The sequence below is a fragment of the Acinetobacter sp. NIPH 542 genome (genome assembly GCF_000369825.1).
In the GTDB taxonomy this organism is placed as follows: domain Bacteria; phylum Pseudomonadota; class Gammaproteobacteria; order Pseudomonadales; family Moraxellaceae; genus Acinetobacter; species Acinetobacter oleivorans.
The window spans coordinates 666,428-679,367 of record NZ_KB850206.1; the positions used below are offsets into that span (position 1 = coordinate 666,428).

A 12,940-nucleotide genomic window follows, 5' to 3' on the forward strand; every position below is an offset into this window, starting at 1 on the left:
GTTTAACCAGCTTTTTCAGCATTATCACTTCAGATAGATTTTCAGCATACATTTGAGAAGTTGGAATAATGATGACTGATTACAACAGAAATATAGTGCAGCTGACTGAGTCTTCACCAAATAGAATGCTCATTCGCGGGGCGACGATCCTAAGCATGGATAGCGTGGTTGGGAACATGGTTCGCGGAGATATTCTTATCGAGAGCGGCATGATTACTGCCGTGGATGAAAATTTAGAAGCCGAAGGTGCAGCTCTTATTGATGCATCCAATATGATCGCGATGCCGGGTATGGTCGATACTCATCGACATTCATGGGAAGGGCAACTACGACGGATTAATCCGAATGCCCAAACGTTAGAAGACTATTGCAACGCGACGCATTATTCTTTTGCCAAGTATTATCGCCCAGCAGATATGTACATCGGTAATTTGCTTACAGCGCTAGGTTGTATAGATGCGGGTATCACAACAGTGATTGATAACTCGCACAATAGTCGTAGTGCCGCTCACTCTGATGCGGCTGTCGAGGCTTTGCTAGATGCTGGTATTCGAGCTGTACACGCTTCTGGTGCACCAGTTTCAGGAGACTGGGACAGAGCGAACTGGCCTAGCAATCTCGAACGTCTTCAAGAAAAATATTTTAAAAATAGTAAAAACGGTTTGGTGTCATTAGCTGCCATGGCTCAGTTAGAACCCGAATTATGGGCTGAGGCACGCAGATTAAGGCTACCAATCATTACCGAATTTTTTGGTGGGGAAATGGCTGCTGCATTAGAGGGTCTGCATCAACAAGGTCTGTTAGGGCCAGATAATATCTTTAACCACTGTACCTCGCTGCCAGATGCTGGATGGAAAATTTTGCGCGAAGCTGGAGTGCGAGTAAACGTATGCCCACGATCAGATGCTCACTATGGTATCGAAGACGGTATGTTTGCCATGCAATCGGCTCTACGTCATGGCATTAGACCTGGTTTGAGTGTAGATAATGAAACGTCTTATAGTGGCGATATGTTTATGGAAATGCGCGTAGCATTTTACTTACAGCGTGTAATGGGCATGCACCAAAACAAATGTTGTGGCTCAGCACATTCGCCAGTGACCTTTCAGGCGCAAAACCTTCTCAAAGCTGCAACGGCTGATGGTGCTGCTTGTGCAGGTCTGCAAGAAAAAATCGGCAGCCTGACACCCGGTAAACAAGCTGACCTGATATTAATTCGAACGGATGACATTAATCTTTATCCGTCTGGTAATGCATTTGGCACGGTTGTTCATGCAACTGAACGCAGCAATATCGATACGGTGATGATTGCCGGAAGAATCGTTAAACGTGATGGTAAAGTGTTGGGTGTGGACAGTGAGCGACTTCGTGCAGCGATTGATGAATCTCGCCAGCATCTTTTCGTTGCGGCTGGTTATACTCCAGATATTTTTGCCGAGACGTTTCTACCTCTTGAGTAAGTTGTCTAAGAGGGAGCAAACAATATGTCTATAAATGTTATCTATTACCTCATGGCTTTTGGTGCGGGGCTGGGGATTACTCTACAAACCACATTGAATGGCCAACTGGCTAAAGGTATAGGCGGGAATTCTGTCGCTGCGGCATTATTTTCATTTACTGCTGGTGCGGTATGCCTTGGGTTTTATTCTCTGGTTCGAGGCGGAATAGCTTCTTCACTGATCGCTATTCCTAATCAACCATGGTGGAGTCTTATGGGCGGAGTTCTAGGTTCTTGCGCATTACTGAGCTACGTGGTCCTTGCACCTAGAATCGGGTTATCGGCTTTGCTGGGGCTGGCAATTGCTGGACAAATTATCTCGTCATTGTTGATTGATCATTTTGGATTACTAGGGGCGGCCGAACGACCAGTTTCCATGTTTAAACTATATGGAACACTGGTCATGCTGATAGGTCTAGGGATTGCTCTTTTCGGTGACAGATAAGAAGTTTTAAACCAGTATTGTTGATATAAAGTGACTTCAAGCCATTCCAGTCATGGGGTGGCAATATATATTTCAGTCATTAAAGACCAGTGAGCCACTTAAACATTTAACAAATCAACAGCAATCGATATTCACCATCTTTTTCAACAGGCGCTCGATGAACACAAGGCAAAACCTTTTGAGTGGGATGATCTACAGCCAAACGCCAAATATGGCCCATGCCTAAATTTACAGGCTGAGCATTGGCTTTAGGCTGATAATGCAAATCAAAAAAATATTCTGCCAAAAAGGCTTCAAATTCAGCTTCTGGGCCGTCATGTAATTCTTTGAGCTTTTCTCTAATTTCTGGAATTAAAACTTTTTGTTCAACCTGATCATTGGGAACAATATCACTAGCAGCACCGTGATAGGTGCATAAGAATGTATCAGTTTCAATGGGCGAGCGATCAACATGAAATGAATATACATCTGTTGAAATGAAATCTAGCTCTTCATCACGTTCATAATGTTTAAGCAAATTAAGTACGGGTGAGGCGCCAAAATCAGTTAACTGCTCGATATCTTCTAAAATAGTTTTTCTTGCCAGATTGCCTTTTTCTGAAAGTTGTAGCGCTAAAAGGTCTTCAACAGAAACTTCTGTAATATTTTCTTTTAACTGAAGTTTATTCACAATCTCTTCAAAGTCGCCAACCAAATTCCTGTGCCAGCAAATCGCATTTGTCTCTTCTTGGAACTTTGTATTTACAAGTTCAGGGAAACTAGACACTTGTCTAATTTGTTTGCTGTCAGAAAACGCATTCTTCATAGGAGAGTTAAATAAACCAGAGGTCGAGTCGCATAATATACACCGAATGATATTTCTCACTAAAAATAAGTTAATCGTTGTTGGTATTCCAGCCTTGTACAGCCTAGCAGACACATGTATCGTTAGGGGATGATCCTTTAAAATTATAAGGAGTTTGATAAGCAACATCGTTCAATTAAACAACCAAACTATACCACCACGATAAAACAACAACAGTCTCAAGATGAGTCGTATAAATAACAAGGAATAAAACATTTTGTTTTATTGGTAAATCTTGAAGTGGGGTATCAATGATCCAGATGGGGGTCTATGAAAAAACATTTTACGGTTGATTTATTTATGTTCGCTTCGTCTTACTTTAAAAAACACAAGAAAAATTACCGCAGCGTAAAGGACCAGCAGCTTACAATTGCAGCCAAAGCAAATATCTTTATTTGCATCATTTTTTGCTTATTCTGGACCATATATTTTGCATTTGCACAAATGTGGTTAATTGTTTACATGGATATCTTTTTTACATTGATCTCCATATTTAGCCTTTTTCTTATTTATATAAATCGAATTTCAGCGGGTATTCTTCTTTCACAAGTCGTACTGCTGGTTTTTCCAGTGGTATTCTGCCTATTTTTTGATATAGCTACCGTTAATCGTCCGCAGGTGGCTCATTTATTTTTACCTGCTGGAGCGATATTGGGGTATTTGAATTACCGCAGAGACCCAAGCTATTTACAATTCATTTTAATTTTATTGTCGATTGGGTGTTTTATATTTTTTAGTGGAACCTCTTTTAATCTTGAGAGTGCTATACCGCTATCTGAAGATATTCGCGGTCATGGCGGATGGATTGCAACTTGTGTTGCTACATTAATGATTTGTATTTCAATTTATACCATGCAATTAGAAATACAAATAGAAAACAGCATGGTGAAAGACTTACGCTTAGCTCTTGCTAAACAACAATTTGAGCTTTTTTATCAGCCACAAATTAATTCATCTGAAACTTTGATTGGCGCAGAAGCTTTATTAAGATGGCAACATCCTACTTTAGGTTATGTGCCTACAAAAGATTTCATTCCAGCAGCCGAAACTTTTGGATTAATGCCAGAGATTGGGGAGTGGGTGTTAGCTCAAGGCTGCAAAGTTTTACAAGAGTGGAGCAAAAAAGCCGAGACCAAAGATCTTACGCTTTCCATCAACATTAGTGCTGATCATTTTATGCAAGCTACCTTTGAGCAAACTGTGATTGGAATGGTTCAAAAATATCAGATAAATCCATCGCGGCTCATTTTAGAAATCACTGAAAATATTGCTTTAAATAATTGTGTAAGCTTGATCGAAAAAATGCATTTCCTGTCAAAAAATGGAATTCAGCTTTCCCTTGATGATTTTGGTACAGGTTATTCATCTTTAAGCTATTTACAAAAAATGCCCATCAGCCAAATCAAAATTGATCGTAGCTTTGTGCAGGCAGCGTTGGATGATAAACGTAGCAATAAACTCGTAACTGGCATTATTAAAATTGGACTAGATTTGAACCTTCGAGTATTAGTGGAAGGCATCGAGACGACTGAACAATTTAGTGCTTTTAAAAATAATGGATGCACTGAGTTTCAAGGCTATTTATGGGGGTGTCCGATGCCGTTAAATGACTTCTTAAAACAGATTGCCTACTTCAAAAAATAGGCAAAGAGTAATTTTAATATGAACTCACAGTAACCAACATCCATACTTAAAAGTAAGCTAGGCCACTCCAAATGTTTAATTAAACAATTTTGAAGAGTGGCTCGACTAATCGAAATGCTTAAATGATGGAAATAAAACTATCTACATGTGAATTTTATGATAGATCGATTTTACCTTTTCGTGGCTAATTGCCAGCATGTGAATCGCGCCGTGAATCATTCCTTCCAACAAATGGAAGTTTACTTGAATACCCGCATCCCATAGTTTTTGAGCATATCTTTCGCCATCATCCCGAACAGGGTCATATTCACAAACAAAAATGGTTGCATCTGGCAGTCCATCTAAAGACTGAGCGAGTAACGGACTTACAAGTTCATTCTGTTTTTCACTTTTATCCTGCACATATTGATTCCAGCAATAAACCATTGTGGAGGCCTCTAAACCATAACCTTCTGCGTATTGGCGATAAGAATTACTACTCATCGTGGCATCTAAAGCTGGGTAGAAAAGAAGTTGATGGCTCACCTTAATTTCTGGATGTAGTTTTGCCATTAGACATGCGGCGGCAGCTATATTTGCGCCCGCACTATCTCCACCTACAGACACGCGGTTTTGATCAATTCCAAATAGTGAAGCATTCGAATGGATATAGCGAAATGCCGTAAAAAAATCATTTAAAGGTATTGGGAACTTAAACTCTGGAGCCAAGCGATAGTCCACAGAGAATACAACCTGTTGAGTAGTTTCTGCTAACAACCGACACGAGCGGTTCCATGCGTCTAAACTTCCCAGACACCAACCTCCACCATGAGCAAAAACTAAAGCAGGCCGTTGCTCAGTATTTTCGAGTGAATAGGGAATATAAACACGCACTTCAATTTCCGCACCATCTGATACAGCAATATAAAAACTTTGTTGATAGCTTGCATCGTGCTGAATGCCTTGCTGATCAATAATGTCTTTGTTTACTTGCTCCCTAAGTTCTTGTAACGAGTTTACAGCCTGCGTGGTAGGTCTGGACTTAAGCCAGCTTTCAATTTCAGCAAGTAGAGGCATCGCTTTTTTCCTGCTGCAAAAAGTCTAAAATGAGTGAGCTAAATATTTCTGACTGTTCTTCCATAATGAAATGACCGCAGTCTTTTACAATCGCACTGGTTAAATGCGCTGAAACCTTTTTCATGGTTTCATAAGGCGCATTATCGGTAGCATGTTCAGCGCCTATGGCTAAAACTGGCATGTCTAAACTTTTAGTTTCTCTGATTTTATTTTGACGAATTGTCTCTGGAATAGAGCGGTAATAATTAAAACCTGCCGTTAAACGACCCGGAATTTTATAGGCTTCAATATAAGTTTCCGTCGCCACTTTATCTTTGTGCCATGACCATTTATCAAACATATAATTTAAATAAGTATCTTCGCGGCCTGCAATTAAAGCTTCGGGTAAATCTAAGATCTGGTTAAACATGAAATGCCAAAGAAAAATATTTTCACTCGGCTCAACAAAAATAGGAGGTGCTGGGGCCAACCCGGGAATCACTGCTTCTGTTACCGCAAGACGAGTCACTGATTCAGGAAAGTCAGATGCAAGTGCATAGGCAACCCACATGCCAATGTCGTGGCCAACAACCGAATAAGTTGGATATTTAAGTTGAGTCATGAGCATTGATAAAATTTTGGCGATACGCCCCGTATCGTAACTTCCATCCAGTGGAGCTGAATTTCCTGTTCCGGGTAAATCAACAGCGATGGCTTGATAACCTTGTTGCGCCATTTCAAGCATGACTTTGTGCCACGCGTACCATGTTTGTGGCCAGCCCGGGATCAGTAATACAACTGGACCTTCCCCTAAGGTCACGTAGTGTAATTTTTTGCTCTCAATGTGAATGTAATGATGTTGGAATTCGTTATATGAGTTTTCATTGGATTGGTGAGTTTTCATGTTGAGTTCTCTGACGGTTCCTTAAATCCCTAATAGCTGATTAATTTGAGTCTGATTCACGGGGGCAGCAGCAAAGTCATCAAAGACTTTATCGGTGACATGAATAATATTTTGCTTAATGAATTCGGCACCTTCGCGTGCGCCATCGTCCTTATTTTTGAGGCAGCATTCCCACTCTAATGTGGCCCAGCCTTCGTAGTCGTAATGCGCTAACTTTGAAAAAATTGCTTTAAAGTTAACTTGACCATCACCCGTAGAACGGAATCGACCCGCTCGATTTCCCCAGCTTTGATAGCCGCTATACATTCCTTGGCGGCCTGTTGGATTAAATTCGGCATCTTTAACATGAAACATGCGAATGAAATCTTTATAGATGTCGAGATATTCCACATAGTTCAGTTGCTGCAAAACAAAATGGCTCGGGTCAAAAAGAATATGGCAACGTGGGTGGTTGTGAGTCCGCTCTAAAAACATTTCAAATGTAATGCCGTCATGCAAATCTTCACCAGGGTGAATTTCGTAGCAAAGGTTGACGTCTTGTTCATCACAAGCATCCAAAATAGGAAGCCAACGACGTGCTAATTCATCAAACGCTGTTTCGATAAGCCCTGACGGTCTTTGAGGAAATGGAAATACATAAGGCCATGCTAACGAGCCTGAAAATGTCCCCATATCTTTAAGGCCTAAGCGGGCAGATGCCTGAATTGAAGCGAGCATTTGCTGTTTTGCCCACTCGGTTCTAGCTGCTGAATTGCCATGCAAATGAGATGGGGCAAAGTTATCGCACATTGAGTCATAAGCAGGGTGCACAGCCATTAACTGCCCAAAAATATGGGTCGTTAACTCACTAATTTTTAAGCCATGATTGTTTAAAGTACCTAATATTTCATCGCAATAATCTTGGCTTTCTGCTGCCAAATTGACATCAAATAAACGCTTATCCCAAGCAGGAAGTTGTACCGCTTCAAAGCCTTGGCCTGATACCCAAGCAGCAATATCTTCTAGGCGGTTAAAAGGAAAAACATCATCACTGAATTGAGCAAGATGAATACTAGGGCCTTTGATGGTTTTCATAATAAAACCTAATTAGTTGTCGATCGACAAACAATAGGCTGAATTTTGGATAAAAACAACTTTTTATTTTAAAATCAAAACAAAACGGGACTATTTTGAATAAATCTCTTTGATTTATTTGTGAAAATATTTTTTTCGAATAATAATGAAAACACGTACTAAGTTTGATAAAGGGTCATTATGGCTGGCAGACCAAGAGAGTTTGATCGAGAAGAAGCCCTCGTAAAAGCGAGAGATTTCTTCTGGCTTCACGGCTATGAAGGCACATCCATGTCAGATTTAGTTGAAGTTTTGGGGATTGCCTCTGCTCGAATTTATAAAGCGTTTGGCTCAAAAGAGGCCTTGTTTAGAGAGGCCGTAAATCACTATGAAAAGAACGAAGGTAATTTTGCGCTAAATGCTTTAAAGCAAAAAAATATTAAGGATGCAATCAACCAATTATTTCAAGATGCACTAGCGCTTTACACGCAAACCAACCATTCCTATGGGTGCATGGTGGTGTCGGCAGCCAGTGTGCTAGGGGAAGAGAACCAAGCTGTTTTGGAATGGATGAAAGCACAGCGTATTGCACGGGGACAGAGTCTGGTCGAACGATTTGTTCAGGCAAAATCAGATGGTCAATTGATCGCAGATGCAGACCCTAAAACCTTAGGGCAATATTACGCGCTTGTTCTCCATGGTTTATCTGTTCAGGCAAGAGATGGATATTCTCAAGAAGAGCTTTCTCAGGTGATTCATTTTGCATTAAAAAATCTAGAGCAATATGTTGTGAGTGTTTAGTGAATTGAAATTTCAAGCGAAGTTTTTTGAAATTTTTTTACGATTAATAGTTCTAATAGAAAATTACTCTTCATATAAATTTGACTTAATCATGAGTGGTAAACCAAGTTCAGATAATAAACCTGTCCGTGAATTTGGAACACTTTTTCTCTCTAAAGCAATAAGCTCAATAAATTCTTTATTAAATTGTTTTCTAGGATATTTTTCTAAAATTTCATTTCTAAAAGATAGGGGGAGTCTATATAGACCATCACTAATCACATCACAGGATGCGCCTTGCTGTAATAGAGTAATTTCTGCTGGGTCAGAATGATCTATATAGCCGTTCATATGTAAGCAGATAGCATCTCTAATAACTTCACTTTTCTTCTCATCAAAGCTATGTTCTTTAGCCTTTAGCTCAAATTGTTTAGCACTCTCATAGGTAAAACAGTTACAACCTTTACTATGAATATGTTGCTCAGTTAAGCCAATATCATGAAAAAGTGAGGCTATTAAAAGTGATTCATGGTCATATTGCTGATTTTGTATATTGCCTAAGGCAGCTCCCCAGAAATAGGTCCGCCATGAATGATTGTAGATAGATATATTTGCTTTAGCTTCTAGTTCATCAAGCGCGACTTTAACCATTTGAGTATCTGGTATTACGATCTGATCGATATCAAAATCATCGGAAGTTTTGAACCGAAAGTAATTTATTTTTATAGAGGCCATAATACTTGGCAGCATAATTTTTTGAATTAACTTAATTTTCTCTTTGAAATTGAGCTGACCATTTGTAGTTTGCATCCAGTGATATGAACCAATTCTTATAGTTTTCATTAGTAAATCTCATTTTAGAGTAATTACTCTAAAATATTATCATAGATGATTTTTTGCAAGTTTTCTCTTTTAAGACATCATTAGTCTTTTGATTGTTATGTTTTTTTAGTATTAACAACTAACAGGAATCTCATAAGTTACAAATTCATATTTTGGGCCAGTAGATTTTGAAACGACTTTGCCTCCTAGAGACTCAGCGATTTTTCGACTTGGAACGTTAGCTTCAGCAACTGGATAAATAAAATAGTCTGGTTTAACAAAGTCGACTGCCCACTTAGCGACTGCTGATACAGCTTCTCTTCCATAACCATGAAAATGATAATCCTCGCGTATCCATATGCCTAACTCTGGATGAGGAGTCTGCATACGATGTAGGCCAACAAGACCTATAAATATTTGAGAATGTGCCTCTCTTATAACAAATATAATTTCAGAGCCAGCTTTGAAGTTTTTTAACCAAGTATTCCAAGTTTCATCAAACTCATGTCTTGGCTGAGGGTCCCACGCCATATAGCGCGTTAGGGTAGGTGTAATACAGTTATAAATTTCATCTGCATCTTCTGCCGTAAATGATTTTAGATTAAGCCTTTGAGTAGAAATGCTCACTTCATGCAGATTCATAATCATCCTGATAGTGACTAGTGGTTTTCAATCTTTTACTAGTTATATAAATTTTCTAAAAGTCATCTTAACAAAATGAATATAGAAACTTTATAAGCGTTTGATAAAAAATTTGATCTATTAAATACTTATTCATAGTGGATGAAAAATATATGATTTCAGTTGTTAATGATAAATAGGGTATGTTTTATGAGTTTTGATTTATTAAAGCAAAATATTGTATTAAATAAAAATAATGTGGCACTAGCCCCTTTAACATTTGAGCATTTAGAAGAACTAACTGAAATTTGTAAGAGTGGTAACTTTGGAAAAATTAGAACTACATCGACTCCTCATTTTACTGAGGTAAATTTATATATAGAAAAAGCATTGAATCAAAAAGAGAAAGGTATTCGGTATCCTTTTGCTGTTTTAGAAAATAGTTCCCAAAAGTTAATTGGAACTACGAGTTATCATGACATTCTTTATACGGCTAAAAGATTAGAAATAGGGAATACTTGGTACAAACCTGAATTCCAAAGAACACATGTAAATACGACGTGTAAGTATCTTTTATTCAACTACGCTTTCGAAATTTTGAAAGCTAATACAGTTGGTTTACGGGCTGATATCTTTAACTTTAAAAGCCAAAAGGCTATAGAAAGACTAGGTATACAAAAAGATGGAGTGATTAGGGGAAATGCTGTTAGAAAAGATGGAACGATAAGAGACACAGTTATGTATAGTGTTGTTGCGGGAGAATGGGAAAATATAAAAGCTCATTTAGAGTATTTATTAGACAGTTATTGATAATGTTCATTTTTTAAGTTCCTTTTTTCTTATGTAATTGCTTTAAATAGAAAAAATATCTGTTTTATAAACTTCAATTTAACAATAACTTTCTCATTATTTAGCCTTAGAAGACCGTGATAAAAGATCGCATCAGGATTATTTCTTCTGAGGGATAGTCTTATGCGTAAACTCCTCATCTCCTCCCGTAGCGGTAGGACGGGAGAGGGTACTTTCGGGTGTGCTGGTTAAATTTTTCACCAGTCTGCTAACTCTCTTTCCTTCTGCCACCATAATTTATAATGTGATGGCAGAACTCCAAATATAAGAGATCTGCCTTATATTGAGTTTTTAATTAATCGAACCTAGGATTTTAATTGGTTCAGAATCATGTATATAGCCATTCGTATATAAGCACATGGCATTTCTAATAACTCCAATCTTCTTCTCATTAAAGCTATGTTCTTTAGCTTTAAATTTACGGTGTCATAAGTTGATTTTTAGTACTGAACAATGACGGTAGTCAAATGGGGAGTAAGTGACAAAGTTGGATTTCCACTCACTCCTTAAGGATTTTAAGCTTTATATTTCACTCAACGTATCTTTAACAATTTTAAAGGCAGGAGACATTAACCGACGACTTGTATAAAACAAATAAAAAGGAGGTAAGGTAACAGCGTGTTGTTCCAATAAACTTACTAATTTTTTTTCTTCTAAAGCTGGTTTCACTAGAAAGTAGGGCAAATAAGCTACTGCGCAACCATCAAGTACAGCATCAAGCATTTCATCTAAACTGGTCATGACCAGTTGAACGGGGCCTCTAAAAAATACACTTTTATTTTTATCTTTAAATTCCCATGCCATTAAAGAGTTATCTGTTAAAAGACGAATATAAATGCCTTTGTGCTTTTTTAGATCGTCTATAGATTGCGGTGTTCCATACTTTTCTAAATATTCAGGTGAAGCGACTAATCGGAAGGGAATTTCTTTACTAATCGGAACCGCAATTAAATCTTTTTCTACCAAGTTTCCAACACGTACCCCAGCATCATATCCTTCTTTTGCAATATCAATTCGTCTGTTTTCGGAAGTCAGTTCCAAAGATATATCGGGATATTGTTTTACAAGCTTTTTAAGCTTTGGCCATAAATAATACTTAATGGTAAATGCATCGGCAGAAATACGCACATGACCACTTGGAAGGTCTTTCATCGAGCTAATTTGTTCTATGCCTAAGTCAATATTTTCAATGTTTTGACCAACGAGCTCAATAAGGCGCGAACCTGCTTCTGTAAGGGTGAGACTACGGGTAGAACGGTTTAATAACTTTATTCCTAACTGTGCTTCAAGATTATTAATACTCTGGCTTACAGCCGATTGGGTCACGCCCATATATGCCGCAGCTTTCGTAAAATTTTTAGTTTTTACTACTTCAGAAAATGTTTTTAAATCATTCAGATTAATTTTCATGATTCATAAGTTCTACTAATAGTTACGATCAGATTATAGCATCTAATCAGAATAATCTTTGCTTGTTACTATGTTTTTCATGAAGTTCAACACAGGTGAGTCAACAATGAAAAATGTAAAAATCAAAGCACCTTATTGGGAAATTGCAGCAAATCTTCACTTCCCAGAAAATTTTGATGAAAGTATCCAATACCCAACAATTATTAGTGGACACCCAATCGGAAGCTGTAAAGAACAAACCTCTGGAAATGTATACGGTGCAGCATTAGCAAAAGCTGGCTTTATTGTGATTGCATTTGATGCAAGTTTTCAGGGCGAAAGTGGCGGTGAACCACGTTCAACAGAAAACCCAGTACTTCGTGTAGAAGACTTCCGTTTAGTGACTGATTATTTGATGACGCTTAACTATGTCGATGAAAACCGAATTGGTGTACTAGGAATTTGCGGTGGTGGTGGCTATGCACTCAATGTTGCCATGACCGAAAAACGGATTAAGGCAGTTGCTACAGTAGACGCCGTAAATTTTGGTCGCTTGTCGAGAGAAGGCTTTAGCAACTGGAATCCTTTAGAGAAATTAGAGCTTATTGCAAAACAACGTACTGCCGAAGCTCGCGGAGAAACAAAAAGAGTTGATGATTTGCTGCCAAATTCAGTTGAAGAAGCCAAAGCGGCTGGAATAACAGACATTGATGTACTAGAAGCAACTGACTATTACAAAACCGATCGTGGCTATCAACCAAATGGTGTTGCTAAAACATTATTTTCACATTCGGCTGTGGCAATCGGTTGGGATGCATTTCACCTAGCTGAAGTATTACTTACACAGCCTTTATTGCTGATTGCAGGTGATAAGGTCGGTGGTTTTGGTTCATATCGAGACAGTTTGGAAATCTATGGTCGAGCACGTTCACAAAATAAAGAGCTTGTGATTGTAGAAGGTTGGTCTCATTACGATTTATATGACAAACCAGAACCCGTGGCACAAGCATTAGCAAAACTCATCCCATTTTTTCAAAAGAATATTTAAGTTAAGCC

Annotated in this window: 13 protein-coding genes; 6 read left to right on the forward strand and 7 right to left on the reverse strand. The window is 38.4% G+C overall.

The features are described from left to right. The first annotated feature begins 71 nt into the window (after window positions 1-71). Together F886_RS08695 and F886_RS08700 are read left to right on the forward strand one after the other, a co-directional pair. Window positions 72-1,460 carry an amidohydrolase family protein gene (locus tag F886_RS08695; protein ID WP_005303857.1) on the forward strand — a complete coding sequence of 463 codons (1,389 nt, stop codon included), beginning with the start codon at window positions 72-74 and terminating at the stop codon, window positions 1,458-1,460. 24 nt (window positions 1,461-1,484) lie between these two features. Further along, complete coding sequence (locus tag F886_RS08700; protein WP_005303859.1) at window positions 1,485-1,943, forward strand: DMT family transporter; 459 nt, start codon at window positions 1,485-1,487, stop codon at window positions 1,941-1,943. Window positions 1,944-2,049: 106 nt separating this feature from the next. On the opposite strand, the gene F886_RS08705 is transcribed toward F886_RS08700, so the two are convergent. Then, the gene (locus F886_RS08705) at window positions 2,050-2,748 is read right to left on the reverse strand and encodes a DUF1826 domain-containing protein (protein ID WP_005303861.1); all 699 of its coding nucleotides are present in this window, start codon (window positions 2,746-2,748) and stop codon (window positions 2,050-2,052) included. Window positions 2,749-3,057: 309 nt separating this feature from the next. Between F886_RS08705 and F886_RS08710 the strand changes: the two genes are divergently transcribed. Next, window positions 3,058-4,431 carry a putative bifunctional diguanylate cyclase/phosphodiesterase gene (locus F886_RS08710; RefSeq protein WP_005303863.1) on the forward strand — a complete coding sequence of 458 codons (1,374 nt, stop codon included), beginning with the start codon at window positions 3,058-3,060 and terminating at the stop codon, window positions 4,429-4,431. Between the two features lie 141 nt (window positions 4,432-4,572). On the opposite strand, the gene F886_RS08715 is transcribed toward F886_RS08710, so the two are convergent. From F886_RS08715 to F886_RS08725, 3 genes are read right to left on the reverse strand one after another with little or no spacing between them, the layout of a single operon-like run. After that, a complete protein-coding gene (locus F886_RS08715; RefSeq protein WP_005303864.1) occupies window positions 4,573-5,487 on the reverse strand; it encodes an alpha/beta hydrolase in 915 nt (304 codons plus the stop codon). Further along, entirely contained in the window at window positions 5,471-6,370 is a 900-nt protein-coding gene (locus F886_RS08720; protein ID WP_005303865.1) for an alpha/beta fold hydrolase, read from the reverse strand. The genes F886_RS08715 and F886_RS08720 overlap by 17 nt, the downstream gene beginning before the upstream one ends. Before the next feature lie 21 nt (window positions 6,371-6,391). Beyond that, window positions 6,392-7,444, reverse strand: a complete 1,053-nt coding sequence (locus F886_RS08725; protein WP_005303867.1) for a sugar phosphate isomerase/epimerase family protein — start codon at window positions 7,442-7,444, stop codon at window positions 6,392-6,394. A 180-nt stretch (window positions 7,445-7,624) separates the two neighbouring features. Between F886_RS08725 and F886_RS08730 the strand changes: the two genes are divergently transcribed. Then, window positions 7,625-8,224 carry a TetR/AcrR family transcriptional regulator gene (locus tag F886_RS08730; RefSeq protein WP_005303869.1) on the forward strand — a complete coding sequence of 200 codons (600 nt, stop codon included), beginning with the start codon at window positions 7,625-7,627 and terminating at the stop codon, window positions 8,222-8,224. A gap of 63 nt (window positions 8,225-8,287) precedes the next feature. Here F886_RS08730 and F886_RS08735 read toward each other — a convergent pair whose 3' ends face one another. Both F886_RS08735 and F886_RS08740 read right to left on the reverse strand, forming a co-directional pair. Further along, window positions 8,288-9,046, reverse strand: coding sequence for an HD domain-containing protein (locus F886_RS08735; protein WP_005303870.1), 759 nt, complete (start codon window positions 9,044-9,046; stop codon window positions 8,288-8,290). A gap of 111 nt (window positions 9,047-9,157) precedes the next feature. Then, on the reverse strand, window positions 9,158-9,667 hold the full coding sequence (locus tag F886_RS08740) for a GNAT family N-acetyltransferase (protein ID WP_005303872.1): 510 nt from the start codon (window positions 9,665-9,667) through the stop codon (window positions 9,158-9,160). A 189-nt stretch (window positions 9,668-9,856) separates the two neighbouring features. Between F886_RS08740 and F886_RS08745 the strand changes: the two genes are divergently transcribed. Continuing rightward, window positions 9,857-10,456, forward strand: a complete 600-nt coding sequence (locus tag F886_RS08745; protein WP_005303874.1) for a GNAT family N-acetyltransferase — start codon at window positions 9,857-9,859, stop codon at window positions 10,454-10,456. 561 nt (window positions 10,457-11,017) lie between these two features. On the opposite strand, the gene F886_RS08750 is transcribed toward F886_RS08745, so the two are convergent. Next, the gene (locus F886_RS08750; protein ID WP_005303875.1) at window positions 11,018-11,905 is read right to left on the reverse strand and encodes a LysR family transcriptional regulator; all 888 of its coding nucleotides are present in this window, start codon (window positions 11,903-11,905) and stop codon (window positions 11,018-11,020) included. Window positions 11,906-12,011: 106 nt separating this feature from the next. On the opposite strand from F886_RS08750, the gene F886_RS08755 reads away from it, so the two are divergent. Beyond that, window positions 12,012-12,932, forward strand: a complete 921-nt coding sequence (locus F886_RS08755; protein ID WP_005303877.1) for an alpha/beta hydrolase — start codon at window positions 12,012-12,014, stop codon at window positions 12,930-12,932. The last annotated feature ends 8 nt before the right edge of the window (window positions 12,933-12,940 follow it).

What these genes read in the sequence shown, in the direction of transcription:
- F886_RS08730 (WP_005303869.1), top strand. Translation starts at nt 7,625, where the DNA reads ATGGCTGGCAGACCAAGAGAGTTTGATCGAGAAGAAGCCCTCGTAAAA.
- F886_RS08710 (WP_005303863.1), top strand. Translation starts at nt 3,058, where the DNA reads ATGAAAAAACATTTTACGGTTGATTTATTTATGTTCGCTTCGTCTTAC.
- F886_RS08750 (WP_005303875.1), bottom strand. Translation starts at nt 11,905, where the DNA reads ATGAAAATTAATCTGAATGATTTAAAAACATTTTCTGAAGTAGTAAAA.
- F886_RS08740 (WP_005303872.1), bottom strand. Translation starts at nt 9,667, where the DNA reads ATGAATCTGCATGAAGTGAGCATTTCTACTCAAAGGCTTAATCTAAAA.
- F886_RS08720 (WP_005303865.1), bottom strand. Translation starts at nt 6,370, where the DNA reads ATGAAAACTCACCAATCCAATGAAAACTCATATAACGAATTCCAACAT.
- F886_RS08745 (WP_005303874.1), top strand. Translation starts at nt 9,857, where the DNA reads ATGAGTTTTGATTTATTAAAGCAAAATATTGTATTAAATAAAAATAAT.
- F886_RS08715 (WP_005303864.1), bottom strand. Translation starts at nt 5,487, where the DNA reads ATGCCTCTACTTGCTGAAATTGAAAGCTGGCTTAAGTCCAGACCTACC.
- F886_RS08705 (WP_005303861.1), bottom strand. Translation starts at nt 2,748, where the DNA reads ATGAAGAATGCGTTTTCTGACAGCAAACAAATTAGACAAGTGTCTAGT.
- F886_RS08725 (WP_005303867.1), bottom strand. Translation starts at nt 7,444, where the DNA reads ATGAAAACCATCAAAGGCCCTAGTATTCATCTTGCTCAATTCAGTGAT.
- F886_RS08735 (WP_005303870.1), bottom strand. Translation starts at nt 9,046, where the DNA reads ATGAAAACTATAAGAATTGGTTCATATCACTGGATGCAAACTACAAAT.
- F886_RS08695 (WP_005303857.1), top strand. Translation starts at nt 72, where the DNA reads ATGACTGATTACAACAGAAATATAGTGCAGCTGACTGAGTCTTCACCA.
- F886_RS08755 (WP_005303877.1), top strand. Translation starts at nt 12,012, where the DNA reads ATGAAAAATGTAAAAATCAAAGCACCTTATTGGGAAATTGCAGCAAAT.
- F886_RS08700 (WP_005303859.1), top strand. Translation starts at nt 1,485, where the DNA reads ATGTCTATAAATGTTATCTATTACCTCATGGCTTTTGGTGCGGGGCTG.